The sequence below is a fragment of the Actinomyces oris genome, from assembly GCF_006546825.1.
GTDB classification, from domain to species: Bacteria; Actinomycetota; Actinomycetes; order Actinomycetales; family Actinomycetaceae; genus Actinomyces; species Actinomyces oris.
The window spans coordinates 138,408-156,047 of the sequence record NZ_VICC01000002.1 but is presented as its reverse complement, the minus strand read 5'-3'; the positions used below and the strand labels follow the sequence as shown (position 1 = coordinate 156,047).

General features: G+C 69.6%; 14 protein-coding genes. 7 read left to right on the top strand and 7 right to left on the bottom strand.

The genetic code is table 11. The annotated features are described in order from the left end of the window. Window positions 1–15: 15 nt before the first annotated feature. The 6 genes from dxr (at window position 16) to FK267_RS03590 (ending at window position 6,736) form a co-directional block, all read left to right on the top strand. Complete coding sequence (gene dxr, locus FK267_RS03615; RefSeq protein ID WP_141406339.1) at window positions 16–1,308, top strand: 1-deoxy-D-xylulose-5-phosphate reductoisomerase; 1,293 nt, start codon at window positions 16–18, stop codon at window positions 1,306–1,308. After that, window positions 1,305–2,639, top strand: a complete 1,335-nt coding sequence (locus FK267_RS03610) for a M50 family metallopeptidase (protein ID WP_141406338.1) — start codon at window positions 1,305–1,307, stop codon at window positions 2,637–2,639. The genes dxr and FK267_RS03610 overlap by 4 nt, the downstream gene beginning before the upstream one ends. 102 nt (window positions 2,640–2,741) lie before the next feature. Next, the gene (gene ispG / locus FK267_RS03605) at window positions 2,742–3,923 is read left to right on the top strand and encodes a flavodoxin-dependent (E)-4-hydroxy-3-methylbut-2-enyl-diphosphate synthase (protein ID WP_003786387.1); all 1,182 of its coding nucleotides are present in this window, start codon (window positions 2,742–2,744) and stop codon (window positions 3,921–3,923) included. Between the two features lie 49 nt (window positions 3,924–3,972). Beyond that, window positions 3,973–4,962, top strand: coding sequence for a GNAT family N-acetyltransferase (locus FK267_RS03600; RefSeq protein WP_141406337.1), 990 nt, complete (start codon window positions 3,973–3,975; stop codon window positions 4,960–4,962). 110 nt (window positions 4,963–5,072) lie between these two features. After that, window positions 5,073–5,363, top strand: coding sequence for a hypothetical protein (locus tag FK267_RS03595; RefSeq protein WP_141406336.1), 291 nt, complete (start codon window positions 5,073–5,075; stop codon window positions 5,361–5,363). Continuing rightward, window positions 5,360–6,736 carry a tripartite tricarboxylate transporter permease gene (locus FK267_RS03590; RefSeq protein WP_070511125.1) on the top strand — a complete coding sequence of 459 codons (1,377 nt, stop codon included), beginning with the start codon at window positions 5,360–5,362 and terminating at the stop codon, window positions 6,734–6,736. The genes FK267_RS03595 and FK267_RS03590 overlap by 4 nt, the downstream gene beginning before the upstream one ends. Before the next feature lie 169 nt (window positions 6,737–6,905). Here the strand turns inward: FK267_RS03590 and fni are convergent, their stop codons facing one another. The 4 genes from fni to mvk are packed head-to-tail and all read right to left on the bottom strand — an operon-like array spanning window position 6,906 to window position 11,156. Beyond that, window positions 6,906–7,994 carry a type 2 isopentenyl-diphosphate Delta-isomerase gene (gene fni, locus FK267_RS03585; protein ID WP_141406335.1) on the bottom strand — a complete coding sequence of 363 codons (1,089 nt, stop codon included), beginning with the start codon at window positions 7,992–7,994 and terminating at the stop codon, window positions 6,906–6,908. After that, the gene (locus FK267_RS03580; protein ID WP_141406334.1) at window positions 7,991–9,178 is read right to left on the bottom strand and encodes a phosphomevalonate kinase; all 1,188 of its coding nucleotides are present in this window, start codon (window positions 9,176–9,178) and stop codon (window positions 7,991–7,993) included. Before FK267_RS03580 ends, fni begins: the two co-directional genes overlap by 4 nt. Then, on the bottom strand, window positions 9,169–10,197 hold the full coding sequence (gene mvaD, locus FK267_RS03575) for a diphosphomevalonate decarboxylase (protein ID WP_141406333.1): 1,029 nt from the start codon (window positions 10,195–10,197) through the stop codon (window positions 9,169–9,171). Before mvaD ends, FK267_RS03580 begins: the two co-directional genes overlap by 10 nt. After that, entirely contained in the window at window positions 10,194–11,156 is a 963-nt protein-coding gene (gene mvk, locus FK267_RS03570) for a mevalonate kinase (protein ID WP_141406332.1), read from the bottom strand. Before mvk ends, mvaD begins: the two co-directional genes overlap by 4 nt. Before the next feature lie 258 nt (window positions 11,157–11,414). Between mvk and FK267_RS03565 the strand changes: the two genes are divergently transcribed. Further along, on the top strand, window positions 11,415–13,247 hold the full coding sequence (locus tag FK267_RS03565; protein ID WP_075378351.1) for a proline--tRNA ligase: 1,833 nt from the start codon (window positions 11,415–11,417) through the stop codon (window positions 13,245–13,247). Window positions 13,248–13,260: 13 nt separating this feature from the next. Here the strand turns inward: FK267_RS03565 and FK267_RS03560 are convergent, their stop codons facing one another. Genes FK267_RS03560 through FK267_RS03550 form a run of 3 tightly spaced genes read right to left on the bottom strand, consistent with a single transcriptional unit; the run spans window position 13,261 to window position 17,578 of the window. Continuing rightward, on the bottom strand, window positions 13,261–16,287 hold the full coding sequence (locus tag FK267_RS03560; RefSeq protein ID WP_141406331.1) for a DEAD/DEAH box helicase family protein: 3,027 nt from the start codon (window positions 16,285–16,287) through the stop codon (window positions 13,261–13,263). A 3-nt stretch (window positions 16,288–16,290) separates the two neighbouring features. Further along, window positions 16,291–16,527, bottom strand: coding sequence for a hypothetical protein (locus FK267_RS03555; protein WP_141406330.1), 237 nt, complete (start codon window positions 16,525–16,527; stop codon window positions 16,291–16,293). A 1-nt stretch (window position 16,528) separates the two neighbouring features. Then, a complete protein-coding gene (locus tag FK267_RS03550) occupies window positions 16,529–17,578 on the bottom strand; it encodes a Tat pathway signal protein (RefSeq protein ID WP_141406329.1) in 1,050 nt (349 codons plus the stop codon). Window positions 17,579–17,640: the final 62 nt, after the last annotated feature.

Sequence of the window (17,640 nt, the reverse complement as noted above, 5' to 3'; positions counted from 1 at the left end):
GAAACCCGCCACCCCATGACCAGCCACGCACCAGCGCCCTCCCACAACCCACAGCGACTGGTCCTCCTGGGATCCACCGGGTCGATCGGCACCCAGACCCTCGAGGTCCTCTCCCGCCTGGGGGAGCACGCCCCGCGAGTGGTCGCCCTGGCCGCCGGCGGATCGCGCCTGGAGCTCCTGGCCCGCCAGGCCATCACCTGGGAGGTTCCCGTCGTGGCCGTCACCGGCGGGGGAGAGGATCTCGCCGAGCGCCTGCGCCAGGCCCTGAGAGCCGCAGCCGCCCAGGCCGGCCGCCCCGACCCGGTCACCACCATTCTCACCGGCCCCGACGCCGCCACCACGGCGGTCCAGGCCGCCGAGCTCGGGGCCGGCGACACGGTCGTCAACGGCATCACCGGCTCGGTGGGACTGCTGCCCACGCTGGCCGCCCTGGCCAGTGGCGCCCGCCTGGCCCTGGCCAACAAGGAGTCCCTCGTCGTCGGGGGCGCCCTGGTCCGCCAGGCGCTCACGCGACCTGGCCAGATCGTCCCCGTGGACTCCGAGCACTCCGCCATCGCCCAGGCCCTGGCCAGCGGCTGCCACGAGAAAGGACTGACCAGTCCCGTCCTCAGCGGACGCAGCGAGGTGCGGCGGCTGGTCCTGACCGCCTCCGGCGGCCCCTTCCGCGGGCGCAGCCGCGCCGAGCTCACCGGGATCAGTGCCGCCGCCGCCCTCAAGCACCCCACCTGGGACATGGGGCCGGTGGTGACCATCAACTCCTCGACCCTCATCAACAAGGGGCTCGAGCTCATCGAGGCCCACCTCCTGTTCGACGTGGCACCCGAGCGGATCGACGTCGTCGTTCACCCCCAGTCCGTCATCCACTCCATGGTGGAGTTCACCGACGGCGCCACCATCGCCCAGGCCTCCCCACCCGACATGCGCCTGCCCATCGCCCTGGGCCTGACCTGGCCCGAGCGCCCCGACCTGTCGGGCCTGGTGACTCCCAACGACTGGCGCGAACCGGTCAGCTGGACCTTCGAGCCGCTGGACGGTGCCGCCTTCCCCGCCGTCGACCTGGCCCGCAGCGCCGTGGCGGCCTCCGACACCCACCCGGCCGTCCTCAACGCGGCCAACGAGCAGGCCGTCGCCGCCTTCCTCGCCGGCGGCCTGGAGTGGCTCGACATCGTCGAGATCGATGCGGCCGTCGTCGGCGAGCACGAGGGCCTGACCGGCCCGGGCCTCGACGACGTCCTGGCCGTGGAGACCTGGGCACGCGCCCGCGCCGACGAGCTCATCGCGGCACGAAACGGAGGAACGCACTCGTGAGCACCACCCTGGCCTACATCCTGGGCATCGTCATCCTCGTCATCGGGATCGGTGTCTCAGTGGCCCTTCACGAGCTCGGGCACATGATCCCCGCCAAGAAGTTCGGCGTGAAGGTACCCGAGTACTTCATCGGCTTCGGCCCGAAGATCTGGTCGTTCAAGCGCGGGGAGACCGAGTACGGCGTCAAGGCCATCTGGCTGGGCGGCTACGTCAAGCTCGTCGGCATGCTGCCACCGGCCAGGCCCGGCAGGCCGGACCGCCGACGCAAGGACGGAAGCCTGGGCATGGTGGGCGAGGCACGCGCCGAGGCCCTGGAGGAGATCCAGCCCGGCGAGGAGCACCGGGCCTTCTACCACCTCAGCGTCCCCAAGAAGCTCATCGTCATGGCCGGGGGAATCCTCACCAACCTGGTCCTGGGGATCGTGCTGCTGGCCGTGGCCGTCGGCGTGGTCGGCATCCCCGGACGCACGACGACGCTGTCGACCGTGGCGCCCTGCGTGTCGTCGAACATCGACGCGGGCGCCCCCTGCCAGGACTCCGACCCAGTCGGCCCCGCCAGCGCCGCCGGCATACGGGTCGGCGACAGGATCGTCTCCTGGGGCGGGGTGAAGGTCTCCACCTGGGAGGAGCTGCAGGCCCGGATCGCCGCCCAAGGCACCAGCCCCACCGAGGTCGTCATCGAGCGCGACGGAGTCGAGCGCACCGTGAGAGTCACTGCGGTCGAGGCCCAGCGCACCGTTCGCGACGCGCAGGGCGCCCCGGTCAAGGACGCCTCCGGAGCCGTGCGCACCCAGGCCCGCCCCTATGTCGGCATCTCCCCGTCGCTGGGAACCATTCCCCTGAGCCCCACCAAGATCCCCGGCATCATCGGGCAGGCCATCGGTGGGACGGTCAAGGCCATCGCCACCCTGCCGGTGGGCCTCTATCACGCCGTCCAGGCGGCGCTGGGCGTTGAGCAGCGCAGCGCTGACAGCGGCGTTGTGGGCCTGGTGGGCATGGGACGCATGGCCGGAAACGCCACCAGCGGCGGTGTGGCCGGAGGCGGCGCAGTCCCCCTGTCGATGCGGGTGAGCACCATGCTCATGCTGCTGGGCAGCCTCAACCTGGCGCTGTTCGCCTTCAACCTGGTGCCCCTGCTGCCACTGGACGGCGGGCACGTGCTCGGAGCCTGCTGGGAGGGCATCCGGCGCTCGATCGCCAAGGCGCAGGGTAAGCCCGATCCGGGCCCGGTGGACACGGCCAGGATGCTGCCCGTCGGTCAGGTCGTCTTCGGTCTGCTGATCGCCATGGCCCTGGTCCTGGTGTGGGTGGATATCGCCGCGCCGCTGTGAGGCCCGCAGGGTCTGGCAGGGCGTGAGCAAATCGGTACCGGCGGGAGCGATGCCACACACCTGAGGTGCAGGGCCTGGCAGGGCGGGTGACATACTGGACGGGTGACTGAAGCGATCGCTCTTGGCATCCCTACGATGCGTGCCCAGGCCCCGGTCCTGGCAGCGCGCCGACCCACCCGCAAGATCCGGGTCGGCAGCCTCAACGTCGGTGGAGACGCACCCATCACCGTGCAGTCGATGACCACCACGAAGACCCACGACATCGGTGCCACTCTGCAGCAGATCGCTGAGCTGACGGCCGCGGGCTGCGACATTGTGCGCGTGGCCTGCCCCACCGACAAGGACGCCGAGGCACTGCCGATCATCGCCAAGCAGTCCCGCATCCCCGTCATCGCGGACATCCACTTCAACCCCAAGTACGTCTTCGCCGCCATCGAGGCGGGCTGCGGCGCGGTGCGCGTCAATCCCGGCAACATCCGCAAGTTCGACGACCAGGTCGCCGACATCTGCAAAGCCGCCTCCGACGCCGGCGTCTCCCTGCGCATCGGCGTCAACGCCGGTTCCCTGGACAAGCGCCTGCTCAAGAAGTACGGGAAGGCCACCCCCGAGGCGCTCGTGGAGTCGGCCACCTGGGAGGCCGGGCTCTTCGAGGAGAACGACTTCCACGACTTCAAGATCTCCGTCAAGCACCACGACGTCGTCACCATGGTGCAGGCCTACCGGCTCCTGTCGGAGGCCGGCCAGTGGCCCCTGCACCTGGGCGTGACCGAGGCCGGCCCGGCGTTCCAGGGCACGATCAAGTCCTGCGCCGCCTTCGGCACCCTGCTGGCCGAGGGCATCGGCGACACCATCCGGGTCTCGCTGTCCGCCCCTCCGGTCGAGGAGGTCAAGGTGGGCACCAAGCTGCTGGAGTTCATGGGGCTGCGCGAGCGCCAGCTCGAGATCGTCTCCTGTCCCTCCTGCGGTCGGGCCCAGGTGGACGTGTGGACCCTTGCCGAGGAGGTGGAGGCGGGACTCAAGAAGGTCACCGCTCCGCTGCGCGTGGCCGTCATGGGCTGCGTCGTCAACGGCCCCGGCGAGGCCCGCGAGGCGGATCTGGGCTGCGCCTCGGGCAATGGTAAGGGCCAGATCTTCGTGCGCGGCCAGGTCGTTGAGACCGTCCCGGAGGATCAGGTCGTCGAGACCCTCCTCAAGCACGCCGAGGCCATGGCCGCAGAGATGGCCGAGGAGCTCGGGGAGGAGGCCCTGGCCGGCACCAGCCCCATGGTCTCGGCAGCCGGCTGAGGACCGGTGAGGGCCGGGCGCCTCCAGCGCCGGCCCGGGCCTGACGGGTATGAGCTTCCTGCGGCACCGCGACACGAGACGCGCTCAGCGTCACGCCGACCGCCTGACACCGGTTCCCTCCGATCAGGTGTCGGGAGTCATGTCGCTGTGTGCTCTGGATCCGGTCTGTGCCGTGAGCCTGGTCCAGCAGATGCAGCGCTGGACCCGTTGGGGACGCGGAGACGTCGTCGCCCTGGGTGGACTGGCACAGCCCGTCGCCGCCGCCTGGTCGGTCGGCTCCCTCATGCCCTTCGGCCTGGCCGGACGCCCCGAGCACGGTCTGCGGGCGGCCGATGCCGGCGAGATCCGGGCACTGGCCGAGCACTGCCGACCCCGCCTGTCCAGGCACGGCTCGGTCTGCGGGCCGGCCCGGGACGTTGCGGCGATCTGGGGAGCGCTCAGCGAGCAGGGAGTGCGTTCCCGCCAGGAGCGCTGGAAGCAGCCGGTCCTGGCCGCACCTCGCCCGGCCGCGGGGCTGAGCGTCGGGCACCGGCCCCGTCACCCCTCCCTGTCCTGGGTGGGGCAGGCGGTCCGCCGGGCGCAGCCAAGTGAGACGGAGATGGTCCTTCCGGCCTCGGTGGACATGTTCATCGGTGAGCTCGGTTACGACCCCACCACCGATGGTTCCGGATACCGACGTCACGTCGGCTGGCTCATCGAGCAGGGGCGCAGCTACGTCGTCCTCGACGACGGCGCAGGAGGTCCTGTCCAGCCCGGAACGCCCCGGGCGGTGGCCTTCAAGGCCGACGTCGGGGCCCTGTGGCACTCCCCGACAGGCGGCGTCGCCCAACTGACCGGCGTGTGGACCCGCCCCGACCTGCGTGGGCGGGGAGTCGGGGCGGCGGCACTGGCCGGGGTGGTGGACGCCGTGCGCCGGGACCATGTCGGCGCCGACGGCGTCGTGAGCCTCTACGTCAACGACTACAACGCCCCCGCTCTGGCGCTCTACCGCTCCCTGGGCTTTGAGCAGGTGAGTCTGTTCGCCACCGTGCTCCTGTGAGTGTTCCCGGTGGGACCGCAAGGACGATGCGGTTTTGTTACACGGCGCCTGCAAAGTCATGGTGAACAACATATGGAGCGTCTTGGGCGGCTCGCCTACGATCACCAATCGTGCGCAGTACGGATGACGTCGACTCCGAGAACACGGAGCGTCAGAACAACATCGAGGTATGGAATGACCTCGTATCACCCACAGACTTGATTGTCTGTCTCCTGATATCGGTGACATGCGTCGTCGCGGCGGTGCTGTTCTCCGTTTATCTCGGAGGCAAGCCGCTGTTCTGGGGGCTGGGGGCCTCCACTATCGGTTTTATCGCCTGCTGCTTCCTTGTGACTCCTAAACGTGAGGTCACCATTGTCGATGAGCTGAACGTCGGGGCGAGTGAAAGGGGAGACCAGTGACTGTGAGCCTTCTCCTCATGATGGCGGCTGCCATCCTGGCTGCCGTGGTCCTCTACACCTTCATCGGTTTTATCCCCGGGACCGATGAGACCGGGGTGCTGGCCCCCGTCACTCTGGCGATCATCCTGGCTGGGGCACCACCGCACGTAGTGCTCGCCTTCTTCATCTCCGCCGTGGTCACGCTCAACCTCATGAACGGGATCCCGACGGCGCTGGTGGGACTGCCCGGCGGAGTCATGTCCGCTCCGCTCATGGATCACGCCATGGTGCTGCGCAACAAGGGCCTGGCCTCAGACACGATCCGGAAGATGGCGGTGGGGTCGGCTATCGGAACCCTTATCTCCATTCCCCTGAGCTTCCTCCTCGCCGGTCTGCTGCTGCCCATGGCCGACTGGATCAAGTCCAACTCCGATATCGTCCTGGCTGTCGGAGCCGTGATTCTGGCACTGCTCGGAAAGAACCGAATTCTCTCCCTGGTATCGATTCTTCCCATGGCACTTCTGTTCCAGGCGCTTCCGGCGCTCTACCGAGGGGCGGGAATTATCCCTGAGAAGGCCAGTGTCAATACCTCCTTCTTCCTCGGTATCACCGTGGGGCCCATGCTCCTGACCCTCCTGGAGCTGCTCAATGCCAAGCGCCGGGAGGCACTGCCGCACGGCAATCGCACCAAGGCCGAGCTGCTGCGATCCGGTTTCGAGCGACAGGCGTTGTGGCCGGGGCGGCTCATCACGAGGTCCGAGGGCTGGTGGAGTGCCGCCATGGCCGCCGTCTCCACCCCGCTGTTCATTCTCAGCCCGGTGGGCCTGACCTTCCTGCTGGGCGAGGCCTCCGTGGCCCGCCAGAAGGAGGACCGGGTGCCCCGCGCGCAACGTGCAGTGACTGTCATGAGCGCCCTGACCCACTCGACCTACCTGGCCGGCGTCATCATTCCACTGGTGGCACTCGGGGTCCCGATCTCCGGTGTGTCCGTCGGCCCCGCCGGTCCGCTGTTCAATGCGGGCTCGGTCTACACCAAGCAGCACAACCTGCACCACCTGCTGGACCTGCCCGGATTCATCATCACCGTGACCATCGGGGCTCTTGCCGCGGTTACGATCACGTACGTCATCGCCGTGCGCTGGTCCTCGCAGATCACCTACTTCGTCATGCGTCGCATTCCCCACGAGGCGGTGCTGGCGCTGTTCGTCGCCTTCGTCCTCCTGCTGGCATACATCGACGCCGACCAGAAGGCAGGCCTGGCCAATGTCTTCGGGGTCCTGCTTGTGGGCATTGCGTGCGGGTCGCTCAATCGACTGGGGGTCTCCTACGGCGTCCAGTTCATGTCCCTCTACGCGGCCCCCGGCATCGTCAAGGCCCTGGCCGCTCTGGCCTGATCTCCTTCTCGCGGGATGCGGCGGAGGTTGGGGACCGGCCTCCGCCGCACGTCTGTTGCGATCGGCCACGCAAGACTCCGATGCTGAGTCCTCATACCAGCACTCGATGAGTCAGTCGGAGTTTGGGGCAGAGGGGACGATCTCCGTTGACGGAAGCACCTGGTGACGGTCAGCTATCGCTGCGGTGTGCCAGACCGGTCAGATCGACGCCGAGCAGACGGGCCCGCTCAGCGGTGCTCCCGGTGACGAGAACATCGGTGCGACGCAGCTGAGAGACGTCGGCCGCTCCCAGCAGGGTCATGAGCGTGCGTACGTGCTCGCTCCAGGTGTGCAGCTCTTGGTGCAGGGCCTCGGGGCCCTCCTTGACCAGGGTGCGCAGGATGTGCCCGGAGGCGCCGACGGCACAGGCTCCCAGGGCCAGCGACCGGACGACGTCGAGTGGGTTGCGCACGCCGCCGGAGGCCAGTACCGGCAGGTTGACCGGCTCCGAGCCGCTCAGCGACTCCAGCAGGCACAGCGCTGTCGACTGGCCCCAGCCGACCAGGTAGGACAGGTCGCGCTGCGGTCGGCGCTCGTTCTCAATGGCGATGAAGTCCGTGCCTCCGGCCCCAGCCACGTCGACGGCTGCGACGCCGGTGCGCGCCAGGGCCTCGATCGTTCGGCGTGAGAGCCCGAATCCCACCTCCTTGACCACCACCGGGACGGGCACGGTCGCAACGATGCCGGCGATCGCTTCGCTCCAGCTGGTGAAGTCGCGGTCGCCCTCGGGCATGACCAGCTCCTGGGCCGCGTTGAGGTGGATCTGCAGGGCGTTGGCCTCCAGCATCTCCACGGCCTGCAGTGCCTCCTGAGGGCTGACGGTCGGTCCGACATTGGCCAGGACGAAGGCGCCCGGGGCCCGGTGTCGGATGACGTGGAAGCCGTCCGCTCGCTCGGGGTCACGCAGGGCCACGTGCTGGGAACCGCAGGCGATCGCGACTCCCGCCTCAGCGGCCGCCTCGGCCAGACCGGCATTGATAGCCGCTGTTGTCTGCGTTCCGCCGGTCATGGCGTTGATGTAGAACGGGACCTCCCAGCGGCAGCCCAGGACGGTGGTGCCGATATCGACCTGCTCGGTGCTGACCCTCGGCAGGCTGTGATGGATGAAGGAGACGTCGTCGAAGGCGCCGGCGCGGTCCTGACCGTGCAGACGCATCGCCAGCTCCAGGTGCTCGTCCTTACGGGAGGCCCGTTGCGAGGTGATGGGCTCGTGGCTCATGGGGTGACCTTATCGGGGGAGGCGGTCGAGGAATCAGCACGTGCCTCAGCGGGGTCGGCTGCGCAGACAGCGGATGAGTCCCGGCTGTAGACCGACAGGTCCAGAGGGCGTATCCCGGCCGTCTCCCACGCGGTTCGCAGTGCAACCAGGTCCGTGGCCGGTGGGCACAGGGCGATTCCGCAGTCCCCGCCCCCGGCGCCCGAGCTCTTAGCCGTGGCCCCGTGGTCGAGCGCGATCTCGACCAGTCTCGACAGCTCAGTGGTCTCGATGGTCCGGCCGCCGATCCGGCTGAGCCCGGCCAGAAGAGCCCTGTTGCGCGCGATCTGGCGCATGATCCGGGCAACGTTATCATCCTCGATCGCGGTGATGAGACGAGCCAGGCAGTCCTGGCTGTCGCGCAGGAAGACGGTGTAGTCATCGGCCCCGTGGGATCGGGTCTGGACGTCGGCGACCAGGGCCGGGGTGGAGGCGGGCGTACCGGTCCAGCCCACCTGAAGCCGCAATGAGGGAGACGGCAGGCGGCGGATGCTCAGACCTGGCCAGTCCGCCTCCGCGAGATCGCTCATGCCACCGGCCCCGGCTCGCTGCCGGGCCCGGCGCAGCCATGAGCGGTCGGGGGAGGTGTAGGCCACCCACCCGGTCATGGCGCTCGCGGCGATGTCTCCTCCTGAGCCGATCGGCTGGACCGTGTCACTGGCCAGCATCGCCAGCTTGTAGACGGTCAGATCGTCGGCGGCCATGCCGTAGAACGTCGCGACGGCACGCACCGTCGCCACGGTCACCGCTGATGATGAGCCCAGTCCCAGCTTGCGTCCGTCGTTCTCCTCCAGCTCGCTGGAGACGCTCAGGTCGAAGGAGCGTGGCCGGCCGCCACCCTGGGTCACCAGCGCCTCAACGACTCGGATCGCCGAGATGATGTAGTCGTCCTCTCCTCCGACTGCCTCGGCCTGGCCGTCCTGCGGTCGGCGGCGCCAGGACCTGGAGCCGTTGGCGTAGAGCCGTGAGCTGATCGTGCCCGCGTACTCGCCGGCGGGGGAGCAGGGCGTGATGCGTACGGTGATGAATCGGTCGACGGCGACCAGGACTGCTCGGTGGCCGGGCTCGACGACGGCGTACTCTCCGGCGATGTAGAGCTTGCCCGGCGCCCTGGAGACGATATCGCCGCCGTGAGAGGTCAGGGGCATGGGCCCTCCTCGATACGCACCCCGCCGCCGGGACGCCTGACCGAGACGGTGGTGCCGGTCAGACGGTCCCGCAGCGCGGCGGCGACCTCCTCGGCGCGGGCGCCCTCGGTGAGGACCTTGACGTTGGGTCCGGCATCGATCGTTGCCCAGACGGGCAGCCCCTCCTCGCGCATGGCGCGGATCGCGTGCAGTGCCGCCACGGTCTGCGGTAGCCAGTAGATGATGCCCGGGCGGGCTGCGATCATCGTGGCGTGCATGCCCAGGGCGTTGCCCTCGACGATCTCCCCGAGCCGTGCCAGGTTGCCCGCCCGGACCGCTTCCAGCGCCACCTGAAGGTCCCTCCCGCTGGCCTCGACCCAGGCGGGGAAGAGAGGGGAGGACGACATGGTGGCCCGCATGGCCCGGGTCGAGCTGATGGGTTTGTAACGCTGCGAGAGCACGACGACGACCATTGCCAGGTCCATCTCGCAGGCGACCGGCTCAGCGTAGGAGGAGGCGTCGTCGTGGCCCGCGTTCCACAGGACCAGCCCGCCGAAGACGGAGCGGGTCGCCGAGCCCGAGCCGCGTCGGGCCAGTCTGGAGAGCTCCCGGCCATCGAGATCCATACCGGCGGCCCGGGAGGCGGCTGCCGCAAGCGCCGCGAAGCCCGCCGCTGAGCTCGCTAGGCCGGCCGCCAGCGGGACTGAGGCCCGGGAGGTGATGGTTGCCGGGGCGGTGACGCCTGAGTGGGCGCGCACCAGGTCGAGGAACCGGGTCACTCGCCCCAGCTCCACGGCGCTGGGGGAGGCCCCGTTGATCGTCACCGAGTCTGCGGCGCCGTCCCCGCCGTCGAAGGAGACCGTCGTCGTCGTCCGGGTGCCGCCTAGGGTGAGGGACAGGCTCGACGTGGCGGGGATCGCCTGTGCCTCATCGACCTTGCCCCAGTACTTGATGAGCGCGATGTTGGTGTTGGCGCTGGCTGTCGCCGTCGGGGCAGCGGCCGGGGAGAAGCCCGCGGTGGCTGGGGAGGCGGTGCTCACTCGCCCACCTGGCTCAGACGCATCCGGTAGCTCCACGTCGCCGTGGCGCCGGCCCTCTCCAGAGCGGCGCGAACCCGGCGCGTGGCCGGCTGTCCGGCCACCAGGGCGATGACGCAGCCACCAAGCCCCCCGCCGGTGAGCTTGGCGCCCAGAGCCCCGGCTCTTCGGGCGGCGTCGGCGAGGTCGTCGAGGATCGGCAGACTCAGGCTGAGCTCGGTGAGCAGCGTGTGCGCCTCATTCATGACGGCCCCGAGGGTCGGGGCGTCGGCCTGGTCCAGGGCCATGATCGCGATCTGGGTGAGCGTCCCCAGGTGGTTGATGCGCGGCCCGATGTTTTCCGGATCGTTCTCGTAGCGCCGGCGCAGGCCACTGACGGCCTCTCGGGTGGAGCCGTGGATCCCGGAGTCGGCGATGACCAGGAAGGCGTTGTCGATGCGCTGGCTCAGGGGCCGCATCTGTCCTCCCTGGAACCGGATGGGGCATGGGGAGCAGGTGGCGGCGGCGTCCAGCCCCGAGGGCTTGCCGTGCGCGATCTGCTCAGCCATCTGCGTCAGCGCGAACAGCTCATCGGAGCTGGCCTCGCGCCCGCAGGCGTCTAGGACAGCGCGAATGATCGCGCCGGCCGCCGCCGCCGACGAGCCGAGCCCGCGCTCATGGGGGAAGTCGCTCACGGTGGTGATATCGAAGGCCTGGACCAGGCCCCCGGAGAACTCGCGGGCCACCTCGAAGGCCCGTGCGACACTGGCGAACCGGGACCCGGCCTGGTCCAGGGGCCCCGAGTAGTCCAGGCTGCTCAGCGTGGAGGGACCCGAGGTCGGGCTCGCCGTGGCTCGCATCCGCAGGTCCTGCAACGGTACGGCCACAGCGGGGTGCCCGTAGACGACCGAGTGCTCACCCAGGAGAATGGCCTTCGCCCACGTCTGGCCGTGTCCCTCACGGATGGAGGAGTGCCTGTCCATATGTTTCCTTGCCTGTGGCCCACGCGTCGGGAAACCGTGATGCGGGCCGGGTTCAGGGATAAGAGGGCTTGACGAACCCTTTGATGGGATCGAGCGTATCGGGCGCTTCTCGAGGGCTGCAAGTCCTACCTGACCAGCATCGAGACGGTTCGCGCGCAGCCGTGGACACAGATGCGCTGTGACCCTTTGCTCCCGTGATTTCGCAGGGCCGAGCGGGCCCCGTTGGGGCCATGGTGTCAGACCCCGTAGGATCGCCCTGTGCTGCACAGACTCTCCACCTCCTTCATCCGAACCCTGCGCGAGGACCCGGCCGACGCCGAGGTCGCCAGCCACCGCCTGCTCGTGCGCGCCTGCTACGTCCGCCGGGCCGCCCCCGGGGTCTACACCTGGCTGCCGCTGGGGCTGCGGACGCTGCGCAAGATCGAGGACATCGTGCGCCAGGAGATGGACGCCATGGGCGGCCAGGAGGTCCACTTCCCGGCCCTCCTGCCGGCCGAGCCCTACCAGGCCACCGGACGCTGGGACGACTACGGCCCCACCCTGTTTAAGCTCCGTGACCGCAAGGACGGGGACTACCTGCTGGCCCCCACCCACGAGGAGATGTTCACCCTCGCGGTCAAGGACCTCTACTCCTCCTACAAGGACCTGCCGGCCGTCATCTACCAGATCCAGACCAAGTACCGCGACGAGGCCCGCCCCCGCGCCGGCATCATCCGCGGCCGCGAGTTCGTCATGAAGGACTCCTACTCCTTCGACATCGACGACGCCGGCCTGGCCGCCGCCTACCAGGCCCACCGCGACACCTATGAGCGGATCTTCACCCGCCTGGGCCTGGACTACGTCATCGTCAACGCCATGGCCGGCGCCATGGGCGGATCCCACTCCGAGGAGTTCCTCCACCCCTGCGAGATCGGTGAGGACACCTTCGTGCGCTCCTCAAGCGGCTACGCGGCCAACGCCGAGGCCGTCACCACCGTGGTCCCGGAGGCCGTGGACGCCTCCGGGATCGGCCCGGCGCGCGTGGTCGACACTCCCGACACCCCCACCATCGACTCCCTGGTCGAGCTGTGCAACCGGGCCTACCCGCGCTCCGACGGGCGGGCCTGGACGGCCGCCGACACCCTCAAGAACGTCGTCGTCACCCTCATCCACCCCGGCGGCGAGCGCGAGCTGCTGGTCGTCGGCGTGCCCGGGGACCGCGACGTCGACATGAAGCGCCTGGAGGCCGCCGTTGCCCCCGCCGAGGTCGAGATGGCCGGCGACACCGACTTCGAGACCCACCCCGAGCTCGTGCGCGGCTACATCGGCCCCAGCGCCATCGGCCCCAACTCCCCGCTGCGGCGCGTGGAGAAGCGCGAGGACGGCACCGAGGTCCTCACCGGCTCCGTGCGCTACCTCGTCGACCCCCGGATCGTGGAGGGAACCAGCTGGGTCACCGGTGCCAACAGCGACAAGAAGCACGTCCTGGACCTGGTCATGGGCCGCGACTTCACCGCCGACGGCACCATCGAGGCCGCCGAGGTCCGTGAGGGCGACCCCGCCCCCGACGGCTCCGGTCCCCTCCACCTGGCCCGCGGCATCGAGATCGGCCACATCTTCGAGCTGGGACGCAAGTACTCCCAGGCCCTGGGACTGACCGTCCTGGACGAGAACGGCAAGGCCCGCGTGGTCACCATGGGCTCCTACGGCATCGGCGTCAGCCGCGTCATGGCCGCCCTGGCCGAGGCCAACCACGACGACAAGGGACTGACCTGGCCCGCCCAGATCGCCCCCTACCACGTGCAGGTCCTGGCCACCGGCAAGGACCAGGCCGTCTTCGACGTCGCCGAGCAGATCGCCTCATCCCTGGACGCCGACGGCGTCGAGGTCCTCTACGACGACCGCCGCAAGGTCTCCGCCGGCGTGAAGTTCGCCGACGCCGAGCTCCTCGGCCTGCCCTACACGCTGGTCGTCGGCCGGGACCTGGCCAAGGAGGGAACCGTGGAGATCCGTGACCGCCGCACCGGCGAGCGCCGCTCCGTGCCCGCCGACGCCGCAGCGGCCGAGCTCAGCACCACCGTCCGCGCCGCCCTGGGGGCCGCCCGTCACTGAACGGCACGGCCGCTCAGTCCTCCAGCCAGCGCCTGGTACGACGCAGCTCGACTCGCCCGGTGGGACCACCGCTGCCGAGGCAGGACAGGAGCGCTGCCGCGTCATCGGCATCGGCAACCAGGTGAAGCCGGCACGGACCCACTCGTGTGGACCAGGAACGGACGAAGGCCTCCATATCGGCTCGGGAGCGGGCCAGGGCCGTCGGAACCGCAAGGTGAACACTGTCATCGTGGTTCCATGCCCCCAACGCCAGCAGCCTTCCCAGGAGACGCCGCAGCCCGTTCAGGGGCTGCTCGGCCGTGCCCTGCGCCAATGTTGCGGTAGCGGCCTCGAGGATGAAACGGGGACGGCGCCCCGGGGAGCTCAGGAGCTCGGTGAGGATGTCGGCGAACTGAGCGCTCTGACGGGTCCCCACCCCGTCCAGGCCGATCAGCACCCGCGGACGAGATTCGCCGACCGAATCGGTGGGACTCTCGCGAACCACGAGGTCGGGGCGGGGCCCGTCAGCGGAGTCCCCGTCCGCAGTGAGGTCGTATCGCGACAGGGCAACATCGAGAACGGCGCGAGCCGCTGCACTCCAGAAGGCCGTGGGCGATCCCCGGCGCAGCAGGGCCGGGGCACTCGTGATCTCGACCGCCTCCAGCACGCGGCCACGGCCGCGTCGTGACACCCGGTCCGCCGCGGGTGCTTGAGCGAGCCATCGCCGCGACTCGACCTGACGATCGAGGCCTGCCAGGGTGGCGGAGTTGAGGGCATCAATATCCTCTGGGGCGGCGCCGTCGCCCAGTTTGTCGAGAAGGCGGCGCTGGACCGGTGGCAGCATGGCGTCGAGCCCTGTCTCGACAACAGGAGCGCCACCAGGCTCGCCGGAGGCCGACACCGGGGCGCTCGCGGGATCATCGATCCGCACCAGTGACCACAGGTGCTCGGCCTTGCGACGCAGCCGGTTCAGGTCCGGGTTGGAGCGCAGTCGGGGATGGCTTGGCAGGAGGCAGGTGACGGACCAGTTGTGAGCGACCTTGTCGACCCAGCCAGGGTCCAGACGCATCGTGCGACCGCGCAGCTGCTGCGTTGAGGCCGAGGTCGTCGCCGCCGTGAGATCGATGAGCGTGTTGACGGCAGGGCAGTCCCAGCCCTCTCCGAGAAGCCCCCGGGTGCCCACGACGAGCCGTACCTCCCCGGCAGTGACCAGCTCACTGACGGCCAGGACGAGCCCGGCACTGCCAACTCCCTGCCCGGTGACTGAGAGCATCCAGCCGTCATCGGTGGCGGGGAGTGCGAGACCGGTGCTCCGACGCAGCCGATCCAGCAGTGAGGTGTCACCACTGGCCAGGCTCAGGCGGGAACTGGTCAGCAGCACCGGGTGCAAGGAGCGCAGATCCGCATCACTGAGCAGCGTACTCATGCAGCGCGCCGCGCCTCCCGCAGGGCCGGGGCGTGACGCCGGGCCCAGGACCTCGAGCGCTCGGTGAGGAGCTGAGTGCTCGGCCGCATCGGTGACAACCACTGCCCGCAGCCGTTCGCCAATGGAGTCGAGCTCGTGACGCAGGATGTCGACGACGGCCGTGTCCTTGGCCCTGGAGACGGCAGTGATGGTATCCACCGGGGATCGTCCCGCCCGGATACCGGAATCGGTCAGGTACAGCCCGAAACCTCTCAGCAGCTCGCGTGTGGACTCCCAGTCCCGCCGGCGCTCCGGCGCCGCCAGAAGCCGGTCATGAGCGTACCGCCCCAGGAGTCGGAGCTCATCGTCAAGATCAAGCAGGTCGAGCTCGGGCAGGAGCGGAACAACTCGAGTACTCAGAGCCGTGCCCCGGTAGCTGCCTGTTTTGCACAGCAGTGCTGCTGCGGACGCGGCCAGCAGCGGGTCGGCGTCGAAACCCGCAACGATCCGACGCACCAGCTCGTCCTCCTCGTGAGGCCTCGCTGTCGTAGGGGCATGGTCGTCATCCGCCCCACCAGTGCTAGGCAACGGCCCCGACCCGCTCCCGCCACCGGGAGCCGTGGACGACATGGGCGGGGCGACAACCTCAAGCAGGTAGTCGATGCCGTCGGGACTCAGCAGCAGCTCGCCCACCCGGTGATGGAGCTCCTCTCCGGCGGTGGCCAGGAACGTTGTCTCCTCCGGGGACGGGAGCGTGAACCAGGCCAGTTGACGGCAGGGTGCGAGGTGACCGGAGCGGATGACGGCCGGAACCGGTACCTCAGCGTCGACGTCGCCCAGGAGCGCCCGATAACGTCGGGCTGACCGGTCCTCACCCGAGGGTTCAGTGGCCGTCAGACCGATGAGCGTGGGGGACAGGCCCGCTCGTTTCAGACGCCGTACGAGGTAGTGGACGACGATGGCCCAGTGGGCCTTCAGGTGATGGCACTCATCGAGGACGATGGTGGCGACTCCCGCGGTGACGAGTGCGTCCAGGCGTGCCCGGGCGCCGAGACCCAGAATCGAGTCGATGGCATCGTCGTCGAGCTCATCGACCTGACGGCGGATGGTGGTAGCGCGTGCACGGAGTCCACGGTTGTATGCCCGGGGATTATCGGCCTCCAGGCGCTTCAGCCACGCCTCGGCGCTCCCGGCGTCTCGTCCGTCGGCCGTGAGCTCAGTGAGCCAGTGCGAGCGGGCTGCGTCGCTCCAGGCAGGAGAGGAGTCGACGGCGGCCAGGGACTGATAGGTCAGCACCGTCAGGTCCGCGGCTTCTGCAGCCTGATCTGGACGTGCGCTCGGCAGGTCGGTGCCGACGGAACCAGTGACCGACGGGGAACCGACGGCGGGAGAGATGAAGAGCTTTCGCGCTTGATGGATCCACTGGGCCCCGATGACCGTGGTGGGTACGAGGACGAGCGCACGACGGCCGTTGCGCACGGCCAGCTCCAGCCCCATGAGGGTCTTCCCCGCTCCGGGTGGTGCGAGCAGGTGAAGCGTGGATCCGTCGTCGGGATGGCACCGGTCAAGGAGACTCTGCTGGTAGTCGCGTAACGGCACTCGACGTGTCCACCGGCGCAGCGGGCGTTGCGTGGTGGGGGCGGCTGCGCTCGTCATGTCTCACCTCGGGGCTGCCTCGCCCTGGATATCGGCCAGGCGCTCCTGGGTCTCCTGCTGCTCAACCACCTGCTCGTGGGCCGGGTTGAAGACATTGTCGATGGGACCCAGCAGGGCGCCACGTGGATCGCGCTTGCGGCGCCGCCAGTAGATCCAGCCACGGCGCTCCATCCACAAGAAGAGCTGGTCCACGGCCGCCAGGGCGGCGATGGCGGCTACAGCCGTCACGAGAAGACGCATGTCAGGCGGCGTAGCCGGGCAGGGAGGAGAAGTCCGCACCCCAGGCGGTGGCGCGCCGGGCGGCGTCGACCGCACCGGTGACGGCCGCCTCGCGGGCCGGGCTGGAGGCCTTGGCGGAACCGGCCTCCTGCACCTCCGACGACACGATGGCGGACCACACCTGCCGGGCCCAGAGCACCTGGGTGCTCACATTGGGATCGGTCGACTCACTCGGAGGGGCGTAGGCGCTCATCCGCTTGTCCTCAGAGCCCGCGGCCACCGCGGCGTTGACCACGGAGGTGGCGGCCTTGGCGTCGGCGATCGCCCGAGTGCGCTGGGAGTCGTCGCTGCGCGCGGCAAGCTCCTCCATGGCGTAGCGGGCCGCGTCATAGGAGGTCAGCAGACCGGAGCTGATCTTGGAGCCCTGCGCCACCTCCACCCGCGGCTTGTCCGCCGAGCTCGGCGGCTGGAAGAGATCATGCTGGAGACTCCAGGCCACCGTCAGCGAGGTGAAGAGCCGGGCATCCTGCTCCGAGGTGGCGGCGATCGCCGCGCGGCGAGCCAGCGTCGATCCATCGGCCAGGGCCGTGGCCAGGTCCTGTGCGGAGGCACCCGTTGAGGCCGATGGCACGGGAGCCACCGTGGGGTAGGCGGAGGGCACCTGAGAGGGCCAGGGCTGCCACACCCCGCCCAGGGTCTCGAGCTGGGCATCGGCCGTCTGCTTGACCCCCTCGGCCAGGCCCGTCGTCGTGGTACCCCCGCCGCCGGCCTGCGCGACCACGCCGGCGGTGGAGGAGATGAGCGCAGCCTGCCTGGCCAGTCCATCACGAGCAGTCTCTGCCGCCGAGGCCGACGGCAGAGACGCCGGGGAGCCCTTCCCCAGGCGCAGCCCGCAACCGCTCAGCGCCGCGGTCACAGCCGTTCCTACCGCGAGCACCATGGCGCGGCGCGTCAAGCCGTGGCCCGCCGCACCGGTGTCGCCACTGCTGCGGGGCCTGGCGCCGACCCGGTCACTGGAGGGCGGCTGAGAGCCGTTCGACTGGGCGGGGAGGGGAGCGCGGCGAGTGTTCACCGGGGAATCCTCCCACAGACGGCAGGTAGCATGATCCCGACCTCGACCACCTCGACCATGTT

Bases quoted from the DNA above. Each gene is read 5' to 3' on its own strand.
- FK267_RS03600 (WP_141406337.1), top strand. From the start codon at position 3,973: ATGAGCTTCCTGCGGCACCGCGACACGAGACGCGCTCAGCGTCACGCC.
- FK267_RS03580 (WP_141406334.1), bottom strand. From the start codon at position 9,178: ATGCCCCTGACCTCTCACGGCGGCGATATCGTCTCCAGGGCGCCGGGC.
- mvk (WP_141406332.1), bottom strand. From the start codon at position 11,156: ATGGACAGGCACTCCTCCATCCGTGAGGGACACGGCCAGACGTGGGCG.
- FK267_RS03555 (WP_141406330.1), bottom strand. From the start codon at position 16,527: ATGCGTCTTCTCGTGACGGCTGTAGCCGCCATCGCCGCCCTGGCGGCC.
- fni (WP_141406335.1), bottom strand. From the start codon at position 7,994: ATGAGCCACGAGCCCATCACCTCGCAACGGGCCTCCCGTAAGGACGAG.
- dxr (WP_141406339.1), top strand. From the start codon at position 16: ATGACCAGCCACGCACCAGCGCCCTCCCACAACCCACAGCGACTGGTC.
- FK267_RS03560 (WP_141406331.1), bottom strand. From the start codon at position 16,287: ATGACGAGCGCAGCCGCCCCCACCACGCAACGCCCGCTGCGCCGGTGG.